Annotated in this window: 11 protein-coding genes; 2 read left to right on the top strand and 9 right to left on the bottom strand. The window is 62.7% G+C overall.

What is annotated here, in order from left to right; all coding sequences use genetic code 11:
• Positions 1–4 precede the first annotated feature (4 nt).
• Positions 5–901, bottom strand: a complete 897-nt coding sequence (locus KF712_13525) for a rhomboid family intramembrane serine protease (protein ID MBX3742011.1) — start codon at positions 899–901, stop codon at positions 5–7.
• Positions 902–998: 97 nt separating this feature from the next.
• Here KF712_13525 and KF712_13520 point away from each other — a divergent pair, with 97 nt between their 5' ends.
• Positions 999–1,910: a sugar phosphate isomerase/epimerase gene (locus KF712_13520; GenBank protein MBX3742010.1), complete on the top strand. Its 912-nt coding sequence runs from the start codon at positions 999–1,001 to the stop codon at positions 1,908–1,910.
• A gap of 100 nt (positions 1,911–2,010) precedes the next feature.
• Here KF712_13520 and KF712_13515 read toward each other — a convergent pair whose 3' ends face one another.
• The gene (locus KF712_13515; protein ID MBX3742009.1) at positions 2,011–3,585 is read right to left on the bottom strand and encodes a PQQ-dependent sugar dehydrogenase; all 1,575 of its coding nucleotides are present in this window, start codon (positions 3,583–3,585) and stop codon (positions 2,011–2,013) included.
• Between the two features lie 53 nt (positions 3,586–3,638).
• On the opposite strand from KF712_13515, the gene KF712_13510 reads away from it, so the two are divergent.
• Positions 3,639–4,640 carry a DUF1080 domain-containing protein gene (locus KF712_13510; protein ID MBX3742008.1) on the top strand — a complete coding sequence of 334 codons (1,002 nt, stop codon included), beginning with the start codon at positions 3,639–3,641 and terminating at the stop codon, positions 4,638–4,640.
• A gap of 1 nt (position 4,641) precedes the next feature.
• On the opposite strand, the gene KF712_13505 is transcribed toward KF712_13510, so the two are convergent.
• The 7 genes from KF712_13505 to KF712_13475 form a co-directional block, all read right to left on the bottom strand.
• Complete coding sequence (locus KF712_13505) at positions 4,642–8,433, bottom strand: CotH kinase family protein (protein MBX3742007.1); 3,792 nt, start codon at positions 8,431–8,433, stop codon at positions 4,642–4,644.
• A gap of 72 nt (positions 8,434–8,505) precedes the next feature.
• Positions 8,506–9,705, bottom strand: a complete 1,200-nt coding sequence (locus KF712_13500; protein ID MBX3742006.1) for an SGNH/GDSL hydrolase family protein — start codon at positions 9,703–9,705, stop codon at positions 8,506–8,508.
• A gap of 74 nt (positions 9,706–9,779) precedes the next feature.
• Positions 9,780–10,574: a sialate O-acetylesterase gene (locus tag KF712_13495; GenBank protein MBX3742005.1), complete on the bottom strand. Its 795-nt coding sequence runs from the start codon at positions 10,572–10,574 to the stop codon at positions 9,780–9,782.
• Between the two features lie 4 nt (positions 10,575–10,578).
• Positions 10,579–12,117: a FecR domain-containing protein gene (locus tag KF712_13490; GenBank protein ID MBX3742004.1), complete on the bottom strand. Its 1,539-nt coding sequence runs from the start codon at positions 12,115–12,117 to the stop codon at positions 10,579–10,581.
• A gap of 11 nt (positions 12,118–12,128) precedes the next feature.
• Complete coding sequence (locus KF712_13485) at positions 12,129–12,656, bottom strand: sigma-70 family RNA polymerase sigma factor (GenBank protein MBX3742003.1); 528 nt, start codon at positions 12,654–12,656, stop codon at positions 12,129–12,131.
• Positions 12,657–12,716: 60 nt separating this feature from the next.
• Positions 12,717–13,493 carry a hypothetical protein gene (locus tag KF712_13480; protein ID MBX3742002.1) on the bottom strand — a complete coding sequence of 259 codons (777 nt, stop codon included), beginning with the start codon at positions 13,491–13,493 and terminating at the stop codon, positions 12,717–12,719.
• A gap of 208 nt (positions 13,494–13,701) precedes the next feature.
• Positions 13,702–18,249, bottom strand: coding sequence for an autotransporter-associated beta strand repeat-containing protein (locus KF712_13475; GenBank protein MBX3742001.1), 4,548 nt, complete (start codon positions 18,247–18,249; stop codon positions 13,702–13,704).
• Positions 18,250–18,279 lie beyond the last annotated feature (30 nt).

Below are 18,279 nucleotides of genomic sequence, written 5' to 3'. Positions count from 1 at the left end.
TCCGTTATCCGATCCTGGGCTGTTGGCCGGACATGCAGCGGAAGGTCAGGCCATTCCTGTCCTGATGTCGGCTTGATGCCCGTTCCCACCATCCGGCGAGCGCACCGAGAACCACCCCACACAGCCCGCCCCACAGGTGGGCGCTCACATCCGTATTTTCCCCTGCGGTGCCAAACATGCTGAAGATCAGGGATCCGGAGATCAGCGGGATCGCCAGTGATCTCAGTTTCAGATAGCGTCCTCTCAGCGTCTCGGTTGCGAGTGCAAGCCCAACCAGAAGCCCGAGCGCCGCGAAAGTGGCGGTGGATGCACCGATGGATGAGAACGAATCCCCGCGATGGAGGAGTGCGTTGATGAGATTGCCGAGGGTTCCACCCACCAGGATCAGCGTCCACGATTTCCATGGTCCCAATGATTTCGCCGCCATGATGCAGAACAGTCCCCCGATGAGGAGATTTCCCAGAAGGTGCGCCAGATCACCGTGGAGAAAGAGAGAGGTGAAGGGCCGCCACCATTCACCCTGTTCCAGCAGGGGGATGGTGGAGTTGCTGAACCTGTCCGTCAGTGATGGATCCGCCAGTTGCTTTGAGAACACCACCGCCAGGATGATTCCCCATGACGCCAACAGCGGGATGCCGAAGGGATGCTCCGTGGTGGCGGGTTCGGGTTGGGGGGCTGCGTGGGTTTGCTCGGCGGCGTAAAGCCCAAGCTCCTGGATCGCACCCTCCGCATCGGTATCCGCGGTGAACAGGGCGTATCCTTCCGCCACGTGATGGACACTGCAGTCCCAGCCCATGGCCAGCAGCACCAGAGCGTGCTCATGGGCCTCCTGGATGGAAGCCCAGACACCCACCTGACGCAGAGGTGGTGGCGCATCGTCCCGGAGCGTCGTGGGTTCCATGATGGTGCAGATTGGCCCCGGAACCGTCCCATTGCAAATCCCCGGTCATTTCCTCTTTTCTCTGGAATGTCGGGCGGGGTCTTCCAGTATCAACGTCATGAAACGGAGAACTTTCCTCACCCTCGCGGCCGCCTGTTCCGGAATCCCCCAGCTCGGTGCGATCGAGCCGATCTCCCGTAAAGGAAAGCCGAAGCTGGTGCTGGGCCTGGCCGCCTATTCGTTCCGCAAGAGCATGAAGTGGATGAAGGGGAAGCCGGTGACTCCGCCGGAGGGCTGGCCTTCCTGGGATCTTTTCGACTTCATCGACTTCTGCGCGGACCAAGGCTGCCAGGGTGCGGAGCTGACCAGTTACTTCTTCCCTCCGGATGTGGATGAGAAATACCTGTTGGAGATCAAGCGCCATGCCTACCTGCGAGGGGTCGCCATCGCGGGGACGGCGGTGGGGAACGTCTTCACCCATCCGGAAGGCCCGAAGCGCCGGGAGCAGGTGGAGTATGTGAAAACCTGGATCCGCCACGCCTCCGTGATGGGTGCGCCGCACATCCGGATCTTCGCCGGTGACGTGCAGAAGGGCAGCACGCAGGAGGAAGCGGAGAAAAACTTCCTGGAATGCTATGCGGAGTGCCTGGAGCTGGCTTCGGAAAAGGGCGTGTTCCTCGGGTTGGAAAACCACCACGGCATCGTCGCGGAGGCGGACGCCATCGTGCGTCTCATCCGCGCCGCGGACAGCAAGTGGGCGGGCGTCAATCTCGACAGCGGCAACTTCAAGACGGAGGACCCCTATGCGGACCTGGAGAAGATCGCCCCCTACGCGGTGAACGTGCAGTTGAAGATGATGTTCCAGAAAAAGGGTGCGCCGAAGAAGGAGGAGACGGACATCCCCCGCGTGCTCGATATTCTCAGGAAAGCGAACTACCAGGGATGGTTCACCCTCGAATATGAAGAGGAGGAGAACCCCCATGAAGAGGTGCCCAAGATCCTCGCCAGCCTAAAGCCGTTGCTTGCGTAGCGAATTTCGTGAGAAATTCCGCTGGGAGGAAGTGCACTGAAAAGACCGGGGCTTGTTTGTCCATGGCGGAATCACCCCGCCGAACTTCCCGCGGGATCCGCTACTTTTCCGGCTCCAGCAGCAGCAGGCGGCCGGGGGTTCCCATACCGGCGGCGAGGGTGGTGGCCCGATTGTATTCCGCGATGAGCAGGCGGTGGCCGGGCAGTTTCAGGATGTCCACGGGCCTGCCCAGAGGGGTCAGGATGCGCTTTGAGGTGAAGCTGCGGTCCTTGAAATCGACATGGAGCTGCAGCAGGTCGAAGCCCACATCCCCGCCATCCAGCTTGAGCAGGTTGCCGAACCTGGTGGTCAGGAAACTGCCGCCGAACGGCGCGGGCCATTCCTTCCCCAGCCAGACGATGCCGCTGGGGCAGGAGTGCGGGTCAAAGCTGGCAAGACCGCTGCCGCCATGCGGCCCCTTGTTTCTGAAAGGAAGGGTGATCTCCAGTCCCTCCGGCACGTCCGCGGTGTGGGGGTAGGCTTTCTCCGTCCAGTCGGAGAACTGGTAGGGAAAGCCATAGTGCCTGCCCTTTTCGATCAGGTTCAGCTCCTCAGGAGCATGGGCATCCGGCCCGTTCTCGGTGGCCACCATGTGGCCGTCATCGTCCCAGCAGAAGCCGTAGTTGTTGCGGAGGCCGCTGGCCAGGATTTCGATCTGCGGCTTTTCCGCCTCCGGATCCATCTTCCAGATGACCGCGGTGGTGGGGTCCTCGCCGGTCGTCGCGTAGTTCGGTTGGGTGCCCGCTTCACCGCTGTCCGTCCGCGCGCCGCTGTTCACATAGAGGAATCCATCCGGCCCCTGGGCCAGGTGGGAGAGGCCATGGTTGTAGGGGCCGATGCCGTAGGGGGCCTGGGTCTTGAACCACGGCTTGGGAGCCGTCCATTCCTTGCCGGAGGACCAGGACTCCGTGCGGAAGATGGTCATCTCGTTCCGCACCGGGGAGGCGTTCTTGTTGCACTGGTTGCTGGCGATGTAGAGCCGCCCCTTTGTGTCCACCGTCATGCCCATCACCAGTTGGTCGCCCAGGCCCGCGTCGATGTAGGTTTCGTTCCGGAAAAGTGGTGTCAGGTCCGTGCCGCCGGGTTTCCACAGCCAGATGTCGCCGCGGGTGGAGAGGACGATGATGTGGCGGCCATCCGGATGAAGGGCGAGCCGGGATGGTGAGAAGGACAACTCGCCGCCCACGGTGAGCTTCCATCCGGCGGGTGGGTCCGGGAGCTTTTCCCCGACCATGGATGCCTTCAGCGCGGCCAGGGTGGGGAACTTGCCCTTGGCCCGGACAGCCGCGATTTCCGCCGGGCTGGTTTGCTTCACCTCATTCCCCCAGGAGGTGAAGATGTGGTTGAAGACCGCGCTGAGCTGTTCGTCGTCGAGGAAGGCGGGAGGCATGGCCCCGTTGTATTCCTGGCCGTTCACGGTGATCTTTCCGCTCAATCCTTCCGTCGGACCGGCGAGCGCCTTTTCCCGTTCATTCACCAGGAAGTCGGCCTTCGCCAGCGGAGGGAACACGCCGGGCATCCCCAGGCCTTCCTGGCCGTGGCACATCGCGCAGTGCTGTTGGTAGAGGGCGGCGCCATCCGGGCCTGCACTCAGCGGAGTAACCAAGAGGGAGAAGAGAAATGCGGGGATGCGCATGGGTTGGGTGGATGATTGTGGAAAGTTCCGCGTGGATGAAGCGTTTAGTTCATATGTTCCCGAAAGCCCTCTTGTTCTCGCTGGCCCTCGTCCCTCTCCAGATCCATGCGCAGGCTCCCGCGCCCGCAGCACCGGAAAAACCGGCAAAGCCGCTGGCCTATGACAATCCTTCCGCCACGGACGAGGATTTCCCTTTCCAAGGCGAATACGTGGGCGAGATGGATGGCTCGAAATTCGGCGTTCAGATCATCGCATTGGGCCGTGGCGAGTTCGAGGCAGTCGGCTACCCTGGTGGACTGCCCGGAGCGGGATGGGACGGTGACCGGGCGAAGATCGTCCGCAGCAAGGGACAGCGCGGCGAAGGGGCGGTTTCCGTCAGGTTCGAGCATGATGACGTGGTCGCCGAGGCGGATGGAGTGAAGATCCATGTTTCCAAAAAGGACGCGGGTCAAGTCGCGGAACTGGAGCGGGTGGACCGCAAGTCGCCCACGCTGGGAGCGGCTCCTCCGGCAGGTGCGGTGGTGCTTTTCGACGGGAAGGAAAACAAATTCCCGGGAGCGAACGTCACGCCTGACGGACTGCTGACGCAGGGAGCGACGAGTTCGGAGAAGTTCGGCGACTGCTCCATCCACATCGAGTTCCGGTTGCCGTACATGCCCTCCGCCCGGGGGCAGGGACGGGGGAACAGCGGCCTCTACATCCAGGGCCGCTACGAGATCCAGATGCTCGACAGCTTCGGTCTCGAAGGGAAAGACAATGAATGCGGCGGACTCTACAAGATCGCCGCGCCGAAGCTGAACATGTGCTTTTCCCCTCTGACCTGGCAGACCTATGACATCGACTTCACCGCGGCGAAGTTCGATGCGGAGGGGAAGAAAACATCCAATGCGAAACTCACCGCGAAGCTCAACGGGGTGGTCATCCATGAGAATCTGGAACTGCCGGGGACTACGGGAGGCGCGCAACTGAAGGAAACCGCGGAGCCGGGTCCGTTCCATCTCCAGAACCATGGCAACCCGGTCCGCTACCGGAACATCTGGGTGGTGGGGAAATGAATCATTCATGGACGACCTGCAGCCGGTAGAACGCTTTGCCCGGCGGGGGCTCCGGATCGCTGATACGGAGCTGCGCGCCATCGAGGTGGGGCAGCCAATCGTCCAAGCGTGAATCGAAGATCACGGTCCAGTCGTGGAGCGTGGTCGAGCGCTGGACCCGATAGACGATGTCGGTTTTCGCCGGGTCGAAGTTGAAATGCAGCCCGCTGCCAGAGGTGCTGATCACGGGGAGAAATCCTCCCATCGGTTGCCCTTGCGGCACGGCCAGGGCATAGCGCAGGAGTTCCTCCGGCGTCCAGGAAACGGGGTTGCCCTCGACGGTCAGGTTGTCGAAGCGGTTGTTGCCCACCGTTCCGCCGGCACCTTGTTCGAAGGTGATGCGGATCCCGAAGTGGGGGTTCGTCCCGGCTCCCGCGATCGCGCTGAAATCGAGTGTCTCGGTTCCCGGGGTGCCATCGGTGACCGGGATGATCGCAAAGGGCTGGTAGATGGTGCCATCGAGCGTGTAGTCGATCTTCTGGGTGCCTGCTCCGGAGCCGGAGCGCCGGGTGTCATAGCGCACCGCGATGTCGCTGTGGCCGATGGTGGGCAGGGAAAAAGTTGCCACGGCGGCGATGGGGTAGTTGATCCGGAGGTGGCTGCCCACCGGATCTCCGCCGCGTGCATTGTCTCCGGAAAAAACCTGGCCGGTTCCGCTTTGGAAAATGGTGTTCGGTGGAGCGGTGGTGATCGTGATTTTTCCTCCTCCTGCCGTTTGCGTCGGATTGAGGAAGATGGCTTCCGCGGAGTTGAAGTTCCAGTAGTGGAGCAGGACTGCGGAAGGAGGTGGGCGCTTGCTACGCGGATCATAGTGGCCGGGCGATCCGCCAGCCAAGGCGCTGGTCCGCCAGTTTCCCTCCGTGCTATAGCCGGTCGATGCCTTTTCATCGTAGGCGACCAGTGTGTGGTTCCCCCCGGCCGCCAGTGATGACCACGCCTTCGCATAGGTGAGGCTGATGACGGTGGAGCCACCCGGACCGGCGAGGGTCAGCGTTTCCCCATCATTGGCGAGGTCCCCGCTCCATGGTCCGGCGATGGGATTGACTCCAGGGTAGCGGATGGTGAACGCGGCCGGATCCGCGGCGACGATGATGTATTGGTCGGGGGCGAGGGGAGGGGTGCCCACCGGAAACGTGAAGGTGACTCCGGCGGTGAATGACGATCCCGCGAGTTCCAGGGCTTCCGTTCCGATGTTCCTCAACTCGACGAATTCAAAGCTGTTCGCGGTGAGCGTGGGAATCTGCGCGAGTTCCGCGGTGGTGGGAACCGCCGGTTGCTGGTTGATCTCCGTGATGGTGAGTTTGCCCGGTTCCGGGAGCGCGCGGGTGGTGTAGCTGAGGTCCGCCGGTCCACCCCATTTGCTGGCAAGAGGTGGCCTGTTCGCGCCGGTCAGTGCCGCGTGGTCCGCCTTGTAGGCCCGCGCCCGGATCCGCGTCAGATCGCTGATGGTGATCGGGGAGGAGTAGAGATTGACGGTTCCCGCGGAGGGCGCGTTGCCACCGGCAGGGCGCGGATCGGAACCATCCAGCGTGTAATAAATGGCGGCGCCCGCCGGGCCGCTCAGGGTCACCGTTGTTCCTGCGGTTACCCGTCCGGGAGGTAAGGAAGCGGTCACCCCGCCGACCCACTGGGAATCGAAGAAGTTGGCGCGCTGCTGGAGGAAATCCTTGATCCGCTGGACCTCCGCGGCCTGGCTGGCGGGATAAACCTGGCTGGTGAAGGGGCTGGTCCAGGCACGCTTGGTGCGGCTCCATCTGGCCAGATCCCGGGCGATGGCGTCCGCACTCATCGTGCCGTTGATGGAGTCCAGCAGGCTGTTGACGTTCGCGGGCGAGAAGCTGCCGCGCCGCAGTTCCTGCCAGCGGTCGATGTATTGCTGGTAGAAATCCGGATCACGGAACAGGAAGTGCCACCAGCGGCGGTTGTCGCCGGATCCGTTGAAAAAGTCCGTCCCCAGATCCCCGGTGCTGGCGCGCCATTGGGCGGGATTTGAGTCACGGCCATCCGTGGATGACATGGCCCGGTCGAAGTCCCAGGTTGGTCCGGCGGCGAATTTGCCGTTCCGGTCCTTGTGCCAGTAGGCGCTGAGACGGAGGCCATCCACGTTGAACGCCCAGACGTTCAGGAGATGATGGTCGATGGTTTCGGTGACTTCGAGGTAGGCGGGATACCCGGTCACCGGATCCTTGTTGGCGGCGGTGACGGCAGTGTTGAACGCGTTGAGATACTGCGTGAGGTACTGCTCCTGCGGATCGCGCTGGGGTGATTTCATGGCTTCCCCTTTCGGGTAGTCATAGACTTGCGTGAAGCCCCCGGCGGTGAAGGTGTCCGCGGAGGTGTCCGAGCGGTCGATCTTCCAGATGTAGCCGCCGGTCTTTTTCACCGCGTCATTGTCATGCGGATTCAGCTTCGTGAGATTCATCCGGTCTTTCCCCCGGTTGACCTTCTCAAGGATGTTGTAGATGCCGAAGTATTCGTTGGGCGTGCCGCTGGATCTCAGGCCGGTGCTGGTGAAATCGAGGAAAACCTCCGCCATCTTGTGATGGGGTGCCCAGTGGCCTAGCTGGTTGCTCAGGTCATGGATGAACGGATTCCTCAGCAGCGCCCGGTCATAGTCGTAGGGCGCGTGGAGGATCCAGTCCGAGTGCGACTTCATCCCCAGCATCGGCACGTCGCGTTCGTCGTCGTCATACGCATTCCGTGCTTCGATGCTCAGGTTGAACTTCGGGTTGTTCAGCGTGCTGGATCCCCTCCGGCTCAGCCGTACGCGGGAAGTGATCACGGGAGTGTCCGTGAGGCGGACCGTCGCCCCGGGAGAGGCGGGCTGCCAGACCCACATGAATCCCCTCTGGTCGGACTTGTCCGTGGGCGGGGCTGAGTTGAGGAAATTGCTCACGACCACGAGCGGCATGGTTGAGCTGAAATTGGCCGCCGTGGCATCCAGCAACAGATAGCCTTCGGTGGTGGTCGCGCCGGGGAGCAGGCCGGGTGTGAAAGTCCGTGCCCGGATCATCGTCGTATCGGTGATGGGGATGGGAGCGGTGTACTCCGCGGATGCCGCGGTGGGCACGGAGCGGTCGGTGGTGTAGCGGATCACCGTTCCGGGCGCGGCGGAACTGGTGGTGAGGGCGACGGACAGGGAACCGGTGAAGGACCTGCTGGGGATATCCATCGTCATCTGGCCCGCGACTCCGGCTCCCGTGAAGTTGTTCCGTTCTCCGGGAGTGGGGGATGAGTAGGAACCGACCGCCGCCGGTGTCACGGCAGTGTCCCATTCATCCCGCCCCCATGAGACGTTGGCGGAAAGCGCGGGCACATCCTGCAACCGGGAGAGGAGATTGTTTGATGCGTCCGAAAGGCTGAGCGTGCCACCCCCGGTGGGAAGGGTGAAATTCACATGGAGCGGCGCGGTGGCCGTCGTCCGGTTCTTGGCGGAGGCCCAGATGATGATCCTCTCATCCGGCATCATCTGGACGTTCGGGAATGTCCAGGTGGTGGTACTATTGTTCAGCTTGTAGCCGGTGAGCGTGGCGACATTGGTCTGGTCGGAATTCCATAGCTCGATCCATCCCTGCGCGGATCCGTCATCGTCGAGAAAGGTGGAACTGACGGGAAGGATCTCCGTGATGCGCACCTGCGCCCACATGGGAGAGGACATGGCGGAGAGACAGACGGCCAGCCGCCGGGCCAACGATGATGATGCCTGGAACATGGAGATGGGCCGCGCGGAAGCCGGATCAGTGATCGTCAGCACGGTGGTGGGTTTTGGGTTTGGGGGCCTCCGCCCGCTGGACGGGATCGGATGCAGTGACCGGAAGCTATGCAATTACCGGCCCGCCGAACAAATGCTTTCGATGCGCAGTTCCGCATCCGGATCCGCCCCATCCCATACCGGCTCGATTCGGAGCGTGTGTTTCCCATCCGGCAGATCCTTTGCGATGGGCTGCCACATGAAGAGATTCCCGCTGCCTTTCTTCGGCGGGGCGAAACGCGACGTGTCGAGACGCCAGAGGGGATCCCCATCCTTTGACTGCGGCGGCAGAACCGGTTGTCCGTCGATCCAGATCCTTACAGGCGGAGTGAGTCCGTTCCGTTCACCGAAGAAGCCGACCATGGAACCGTCGAAGGCAAACTCGAGCGCTCCGGACTTCTCCTTGGCGGATGCGGTGGCCACATCCCCCATCCAGCGGCTGGCCATCCCGTCGAACCACAGGGCGGTGCGCCAGGTTTTGCGCATGGTCCAGCCATGGGGAAGATGAGCCGCAACCGGTATGCGTGAGCGTTTCGGATACAGATCGGGGAAGACCGTCGCCGATGGTATGACGGGTGGGTCTTTCTCCAGAACGCCTTTCTCAAAGCGATCCCTCACGGCTTCGAAGAAATGCTGGTAGCCCTCATCCCCCGGGTGCGCTCCATCCCCCATGTTCCAGAGATCAGCGGGCTTCAATCCCGCCTTGGCCTTTTTCTGGATTTCCGCGCACACATCGGCGGCAGGCAAGCCATAGGCCGTGGCCAGCCGGAGATGCTCGGCGTGCCGTGGCGGGGTGGTCTCCGGCTTCTCCGCGTGCCACTTGAAAAGCATGACCACCGGCATCACCGCGACGTCATTGCGGAGCAGCGTGCGGATGATCGCTTCATAGGAGGCGAGGCTCTGTTCATCCATCTCGTCGGAGCCGTCATTCACCGTGAAGTCCAGGAACACCAGGTCCGGTTTGTGGCGCAGCACATCCCGTTCAAGCCGGAACATGCCGAGCTGGGAACCGGAGCCGCCGATTGCCGCGTCATGGAACGTGATGGGGGTGTGCGGATATTTCCCGCGCAGCCACTCCATCATCCGGCCCCGGTAGCTGGTGATGTTCGGGTCGCTCGCGTTCGCGCCGAAGGTCAGCGAACCACCGAAGAACACGACCGACAGCGGCTCCCGCCTCTCCGCCTTTGATGCGAACGTGGCGAGGGAGGGCGGCGCGGCGGACACCACTGCGGCCAGCAAGAAGGATAGGATGGGGATATGGAGGCGGAGAAACATGCTTTCACCCCATGAGTGGTGCGGCGCCGATGAAATCGGCGGTGGATTCCTGCGGAAAAAGCAGCCGGGGCCGGTCACTTCCCGCCGGTGATGTCGAGATAAGCATCCGCGTATCCCTTTGCGAAGCGGCGCAGCGTGGGCGTGTCGAAATGAAGATGGTCGCCGATGGATTCCGGATTCGGGATTTCGACAAAGCGGACGTTCTTCATCTTCGCCGCCACCTCGCGCTGTGCGGCATCAACGGCTTCGCGGTTCTTGTCCCATGGCTTTGCCGGGAAGCGGCCGAGCTGGCCGATGATGAAGGGGAGATCCGGTGCATCCAGTTCCTTGCGGAACCGCGTGATCAGGTCCTCCAGATTCTTCGCATGCTCCGGGGCTTTCTCCGCGTTCGAGTCGCTCTCGCCCTGGTGCCAGAGGATGGCTTTGAGCGTCCCGCTTTTCATGGCCAGCTTCGCCCGCGCGATGGAGTCATCCCATGGATGGCTCTTGGTCTGTCCCCAGTGCTGCCTTGGCTTCCAGGTGCTGATGGGGGAACCACCGCAAGCCGAGGGAATGAGACCGATGGTGGCCCCTGGATTCTTGGCGGCGATGATCTCCGCGAAGGGCTTGCCGATGCCGGTTCCTGCCGCCGGTTTGTCCCAGTGCAGCGGATCCATCGCCACCTGCCACGCGTTCTGTTTGTTGATCGCCAGGATGCGGGAATCCGCCTCGCGTGCCTTCGCGTCGATCTTTCCGCGGCCCGCCATGTTCGACTGGCCTGCGAGCAGGAAGAGCTGGAAGTCTTTCTTTTCCGGCAGCTTCACCTCATCGGCGGAAGCGAGCATGGGAAAGAGCGAAACAAGGAAAAGGAAGAGAGGGCGGATTTTCATGGGCTTACCTTCTCATGGGAAGGTAGTTCACCTTCCCCCAGCAAGGCCCGTTTTGGAAAAAGATGTAGGGAGGGATGCGGTTGGTCACCGCGGCATCCGGGTTGGTCACATCCACCAGTTGTCCCCGGCAGACGCGCCCGGCCTCATCGCTCCAGTGCGCCATCCACAGTCCCGCGAGCTGGTCACCCGCCTGCGGGGGATCTTCCGCGGAGTTGAGGAGTGTCCATGGAATCCGGTATTCCAGGGTGTAGCCGCGCCCGTCCGGATGCTTCCGGAACGCTCCTTCCCAGCCGTCCGGGTTGATCCGCCTGCTTGATGAGGCGAACCCGGAAAGGATCTGGATCTGCGGTTGGGCGGACTTCGCATCGTACCACATCACGATGCTGGAGATTTTGTCACTGGTGGAGTCAGGCGAGGGATTCGGGGAGCGGGCATCCGCCTGCGTCCCTTTGAGCGGCCAACCGAGGGAGCGGTCGGCGGCGATGCGGACGATGACGCTTCCCCCCGCGAATTCGGCCCCGGTACGGGATGCGTTTCTCATTGGAACGGGATCGCCCACCTCCGCGGAGAGATAAAGGTTCCGGTCGTCATACATCATCATGCCGTTGACGAAGTAGGTCTTGTCATAGGGAGGCTGGCAGGTGCTGAGGAATGCCACGGAGCGGTCCCACTCCAGCAGGTTGCCATCGATGGTGACGGAGGGTGGGGCGGCGGCGGCATCCACCTCATGGCGCATGCTGTGGTTGTAGAGCGGGCCGCCTTCCTGGTAGTTCGGCTGCACTGGCGGGAAGGTGCGGATGAAGCGGTCTTCCTGGAACTCCGCCGAAGACATCCTGCCATCCGTGGTGCAGCTCACCGTCTCCCCTGCGGCCAGTTCCTGCAGCGGAGATTTTTTTGATTCCGCGCGGACCTTGCCATCATAGACCTGTACCCTGGACTCGCCGTCGGCGGAGACACTGACGCCGAACTCGGTGCCGAGGTCGGTGACTTTCATCTTCGGCAGGTCCACAACGAATCCGGATTTCCCCTTCGGCATGCGGACCACCAGATTCCCGGAGATCAGCCGGGCATGGAGCTTGTCATTGAGCTGGATGCTGGCAGGGCCTTCGAGCAGCAGCGTGGTGCCGGTGGACGTCTCCAGCTCGACGAGGCCGCTCTGCAACTGCCAGATGCCGGCCGCCAGAATGGCATCCATCCTCACCTGGGATCCATCCGCCCACAGTCCATGGAGATTCGCCCTGACCGTGGCGATGCCCGCCGGGGAGCCGCTGTTCCGCAGGAAGAAGAAAGAAAGCACGGCCAGCAATGTGACCAATGCCGCCATCGGCAGGACCCATGCCCGGAATCGGTTCCGGCCCGCGGTGGGGAAGGGGATGACGGTTTCCTTTGAACCACGGCTCTCCCACGCCAGGCTGGAGTGGATCTCCAGATAGGAAAGAAAAGCCAGGCGGTCCGACTCCGAAGCGCCCAGACGTTGCTCAAGGCGGGCGAGTTGCTCCCCATCGAGCCCGTCCGCGATGTAGCCTTCCGCGAGGTCGTGCATTTCCCGGTCCATCAGATGTTCCCTCCCGTTACGGATTTGCGGATGCAGTCGTGCAGCAGGGACCGGATGCCCCGGAGGACCTTGTAGAGCGCGTTCGGGGTGCGTCCGCGGTCGGTGGCGGCATCCTTGATGCTGCTCTCCCCGCCATAGCAGTCTTCCACGATGGTCCGCTGGTGCGGGGTGAGCCGTTGCATGCACTGCCCCAGGGCGCGGTGCCATTCCTCCATCAACGACGAATGGACGGCGCGGGTTTCGATCAGCATCCTTTCGATCTCCCCGCTCAGGATGTTGCGGCGCGTCGTTTCTTTCCGCCGGAAATTCCGCACGTGGTTGTGGGCGATCGCACAGGCCCAGCTCGTGAAATCCCCCGCGGCGGGATCATATTTCCCACGGCTGCGCCAGAGGGTGATGCTGGTTTGCTGGAAAAGATCCTCCGCATCCTCCCGCCGCGGCACCAGTGTCATCAGGAACCGGAAGATGCGGTTCTGGTTCGCGATCAGGAGGGAGACGAAGGCCTCATCGTTGGATTCCCCGGACATGCTTCTTTCCCTGATTGGTCGGTGGATCGGGAAATCAGCCGGAAAAAATCACACGGCCTGTCATTTTCGGCGGCGCAGGCAGAGCAGCGGCATGCCCATCATGCCGAGAAGGGCGGTGGTGGCTTCCGGAACCCCTTCGATGGTGAGATTGTCGAAACGCGTGGTGGTCAGCCCGTCGGTGGCGTTCACATCGAGGTTGTCGATGTAAAGGCCGACCCCGGTGATGGTTTGTCCGGCGCCAAAGAGGGTTGAGTAGGAAATGCCAGAGGTGTCTCCGATGGAAACATTAGTCCCGAGGGTGGTCCAATTGGAGGCAAGGATGTCGAAGGACGGGGCCGGAAAACTGACCGTGCCATTCCCGGTTCCGTTGGTGGGGGTATCGGCGATGTACCAAACGCCACCGGTCTGGATCATGAAGCGGATGGAAGCCGCGGAGTTGCCGTTCCGGTGCCAGGAGGCGGTGAGCGAGGTGTAGGCCGAGGGCGCGAAAGGAGTGAGACTGGTGGTTCTCAACATCGCATCCGTGTCCAGTGTCGCTCCATTGGTCACACCCCATTTCTGGACATAGATATAATCCTCGACGGTGAAACCGCTGGCGGAGGCGCTGGTGCCATCGAACACCCCCATTCGGTAATTTCCGCTGCCGGGTACCCCGGAGGTGATGGAGGAGGAGGTCCCGAAATCCGCGGTCCAGTTGATGTTGGAAATGTTGTGGCCGGTGCTTGCGCCCAGGGAGTTGGTGAATGAGGAGGCCGTATAAACCGTGGCCGCCCCCGCGGAAGGGGTGGAGACGAGCAACGGTAGTGCGAAGACGGATAGCTGGAGTGGGTTTTTCATGATGTCTCAAAGAAAAGGATGGCGCCCGGATGGGCATTTTCCCGGTTTCAGATACATCAAGGCAGCCGCCGGATGATTTTGGACAGGTATTTTGAGAATTCGGTCCGTTGGAATAAATTCTGATGGTAGGCAGGTTGGGGGCATTTGTACTCCTCCCCGAGCTTGGAAGATCGGGTCATCCTACGATCGCTCCCGGTGGTTTTCCCAATCATGCGGTGCGCCGGCGGCGGAAGGCGAGTCCGCAGACACTTGCGATGGCCAGCAGGGCGGAGGAGGGTTCGGGGATCAGGGGGACGACTTCACCGTTGCCAAGAATCGCCGCTCCGTAGGATCCGGGATCGAAGCCCTCCGGGTTGAGGAAGGAAATACGCGAAAGCTGGTCCGGAGTCAGGCCGGAGGCGCTGGAGCCGAAGATCAGGCGCTCCGCGCCCGAGCCTTCCTCCAGGCCGGACCAACCGCTGATGCTGAGGAGGCCGGACCAGGCGCTGCCACTGGAATCGGCGAATTGGAGGACACTGGTCCCGGTGAGGTTGATCGTGGAATCTCCGGCGATGGCGAGCGCTCCGAGCAGATCGCTGAAATCATTCGTTTCAAGGATCCCGCCGACACCGAGCGTCACAGTGGCGGCATCGGCGACCACATCGTTCGCACCCAGGCGGAAGGTGCCGTTGTCCACGCTCAGGCTGGTGGAGGAATTGATGCCACCGGAAACGACCAGGGTGCCGCCGTTGACGGAGGTGCCGCCGGTATAGGTATTCACCCCGGAAAGAACCCAGGTGCCGGCACCGCTTTTGGAGATGGAAGTGATGTTGGTGGCGGAGTTGTTGACGATGGCCCCGGCCAGTTCGCCCTCGCCGGTGCCCCGGAGGGTCAGTGTTTTGCTGCTCTCCCCGGTGGCGGTGAGGTCGCTGGTGAACTTGAGCGGGCCGGTGCCGTTCTGGGTGAGGATGGCACCTCCGTTGGCGGTCGTCCCGGCGAGGTTGATGACGCGGTCCGTGGTTTCCCCGCCGCCGGTGTAGATCAGTTCCCCGGCCTCGGCGGTGGTGGTGAGGTGGATGGTGCCGTTGGCGATGGTGGTGGGCGCGCCGAGATTGCTCGATGCGGAATGGACGGTGCCGAGCGTGGGATTGGTCGAGACGCTGTTGATGGAACCGACGCTGAGGGCACCGACGACGATGTGGGTCGTGCCGGTGTAGGTGTTTTCCCCGGAGAAGGCGACGGTCCCGCTGCCCGTGTTGCGGATGCCGACGTTCCCGGTCGTGCCGTCCTGGATGACGCCGCTGATCGTTAGCCTGCCCGAATCGGACCTGATGCGGGCGGCGCTGCCGCTGGAGGGGTCGGCACCGGCACCCAGGATGACCGTGCCGGCCCAGGTGTTGTTACCGCTGGTGTTGCGCAGGGCGCCACCGCTGCTGACCCCGGTGCCGTTGAGGGTGAGTGTCTCGCCGGTGATGGTGATCCCGCCGGAAAGTGCCAATGCGGCGCCGGTATTGACCACTGTTTCTCCGTCGGTGGAGCCGAGGCCCCCTGCATGGGAGACGGCCAGGGTGCCCGCCCTGACGGTGGTGGTGCCGGTGTAGGTGTTCGCGCCGGAGAAGGTCATGGTGTTGGACCCCATCTTATCGATCGCCAGATTTCCGGTGACGATCCCGGAAAAGAGCAGGTTGTCACCGGAAGAGTTCAGCGTCAGGGTGCTGGACGTCGCGGAACTGTTGGTCACTTCATGGGTCGCGCTCGCGGCGGTGCCGGCCACGGTGATGCCGGCGACGGTTTCGTTAAAGCCGTTGAGGTCGAAACGCTGCTTGATATTGGTGGAAGCCGTCGTGCCGAGGGTGATCAGTGTCGAGTCCGAGATGCGTTCCGAGGCACCGATTTTCACCACGCCTTGGTAGAGGATCAGATCCGTGCCGGTGTAGGTTCCTCCCAAAGTGATGAGGGTGCTGTCAAACACGGCCGCCGCGGTGGAGGCGTCGCCCACGGTGCGGATGATGATGCCTCTGGCCGAGGCATTGATGTCCCCGTTGATGATCAGATGGCCGCCGGACTGGACGCCGAGGCGCGCTTCCGTGCCTGTGGTGGTGATGGAGCCGTTCCAGGTGCCGGTGGCGTTGGCTGGCACCTGCAATGCGCCGTTGCCTCCGCCCTGGCCGGTGATGGTCAGGGCCTCGCCGGTCACGGTCACGCCGTCCGCGAGGGTCAGCCGTGCTCCGTCGTTCACCGTCGTGCCGCTGGCCGTGGTTCCGAGCGCGTTGTTGTGGCCCACGATCAGGGCCGCCGTGCCGGACACGGTGGTCAGGCCGCTGTAGCTGTTGGCCCCGGAAAGCGTGATGCTGCCGGAACCGGTCTTGGTGAGGGCCAGGATGCCGGAGCCATCCGCGAGGCTCGCCGCGTAGCTTCCGGTCCCGTTCACGTTGCCGATGGTGAGGGTGCTGGTGGTGGAAGCGGCGTTGTTGAGGATGGTGGCGCCGGCGGTCCCGTTGAAATTCGTTACGGTCTGGTTGGTGCCATTGAGATCGAGCTGGCCTCCATTCATGGCAAGGTGGCCGGTGCTGAGCAGCCCGGCTCCGGCTAGACGTAGGATGCCCTCGTTCACCGTCGTCGTGCCGGTGTAGGTGTTGGCCGCGGAAAGCGTCCAGGTGCCCGCGCCGGATTTGGCGAGGCCGGTGTTGCTGGTGCTGTTTGCGATGATCCCGGCGATTTCGCCATCGCCCGTGCCCTGGAGGGTCAGCGTCTTGCTGCCATTGCCGGTGGCGGTGAGGTTGCTGGTGAACTTCAGCAGGCCGGTGCCGTTGTGGGTGATGGTCGCCCCGCCGGTGGTTCCTGCAAGGTTGAGGACGCGGTCGGTGGTTTCCCCGCCGCCGGTGTAGAGCAGTTGCCCGGCGGTGGTGGTGGCGCCCAGGTTGATCGTGCCGTCACTCACCGTGATGGGGGCGCCGAGATTGCTGCTGGCGGCACCGCCCGCCACGCTGTTGAGGGAGGCAACACTCAGGATGCCGTTTGAGATGGATGTCGGTCCGGTGTAGGTGCTGGCTCCGGAAAGGACCAAAGTGCCCGTCCCGGTTTTGATCAGGCCGGTGGCCGTGGTGCCATTGGAAATGACACCGCCCACTGTCAGGGTGTTGGCGGTGACCGTGACCGTGCGGGCTGTTCCGGCGGCGGTTCCGAGGCTGACCGCACCCGTACCCAGATTCAGGCTGTTGGTCCCGGTGAAGGTGAAATTACCATCCCAGGTCTGGGTGTTGTTGTTGGTCAGGATGATATCCGTCCCGCTGGTATTGTTGATGGTACCTGCGGTGATGGTGAAATTTCCCGTCCCCAGGGCCGTGGCGTGGTTGAGGTTGAGTGTGCCGGCGCCCAGGGTCGTGCCGCCGGTGTAAAGATTCCCGCCGGAAAGGGTGAGGGCACCCGTTCCCGCCTTGATGAGGGCATTCGCGGTGGTGCCATTGGAAATGACGCCGCCCACCGTCAGGGTGCTGCCGTTGACGGTGATCGTCCGGGCTGTCCCCGCGGCGGTTCCGAGGCTGACCGCACCCGTACCCAGATTCAGGCTGTTGGTCCCGGTGAAGGTGAAATTACCATCCCAGGTATGGGTGTTGTTGTTGGTTAGGATGATATCCGCCCCGCTGGTATTGTTGATGGTACCTGCGGTGATGGTGAAATTTCCCGTCCCCAGGGCCGTGGCGTGGTTGAGGTTGAGTGTGCCGGCACCCAAGGTCGTGCCGCCGGTGTAAAGATTCCCTCCGGAAAGGGTGAGTGCACCCGTTCCCGCCTTGATGAGGGCATTCGCGGTGGTGCCATTGGAAATGACGCCGCCCACCGTCAGGGTGCTGCCGTTGACCGTGATCGTCCGCGCCGTTCCGGCGGTGGTCCCGAGACTGACGGCACCGGTTCCCAGGTTCAGGGCATTGGCCCCGGTGCCGGTGCCTGAGAAAGTGAAATTCCCGTTCCAGGTCTGGGTGTTGTTGTTGGTCAGGGTGACGGCGGCCCCGCTGGTGTTGTTGATGGTGCCGGTGGTGATGGTGAAATTTCCCGTGCCGAGGGCGGTGGCGTTGTTGAGATTGAGGGTGCCGGCTGTCAGTGTGGTGCCGCCGCTGTAGGTATTGGCTCCGTTCAGTGTCCAGGCACCCGTGGAATGGGTTTTCACCAAGGCCAGGATGCCGCCCGCCGTCCCGTCGGAAATGATGCCATCGATCTTCGAGCCGGTATTGCTGCCCGTGAGGGTCAGGGTCCGGGAGCCGCTGACCCCGAGGCTGACATCATTCAGAACGAAAATCGCCCGGGCGTCCGGAGCGCCTGCAGAGCTGCTCCAAATCTGTGAGTCCTGCAGGCTGACGGTGACCTTCCCCAAGGTGGCGGAGCCGATCGTCAGACCTCCGATGGCGTGCGTGATCCCACCGCTTCCCAGTTGCAGCGTGTAGTTGTCCCCCGCGGAAACCCCGCCCTGGATCGTGGTGAGGAAGCCGTTTCCGGAATTCGTGGTGATTCCGCCGACGGCTTGGTTCCCATCGAGGTTCACCGTCAGAGGCCCGGTCACGCCCGTCGCGTTGAAGAACACGCTGTCTCCGCTTGCAGGAACCCCGGAGCCGGTATCCGGCGCGAGGGCGGTGGACCAGTTCAGGGCGTTCGCCCAACTGTTGTCAGCCGCGCTCCCGTCCCAATAAAAAAGGGCTGCGGAAGTGAATCCTGGAGTGAGGGCCGTAACGCAGGCAAAAAGGGAGGTCACCCGCGCGAACGAGGGGAAGCGATGGGGTTTCATGGGGGTTTTAGACCACCATCCTTCAGCATG

Source organism: Akkermansiaceae bacterium, from assembly GCA_019634595.1.
GTDB lineage: Bacteria > Verrucomicrobiota > Verrucomicrobiia > Verrucomicrobiales > Akkermansiaceae > Luteolibacter.
This window is presented reverse-complemented; position numbering and strand designations above follow the sequence as displayed.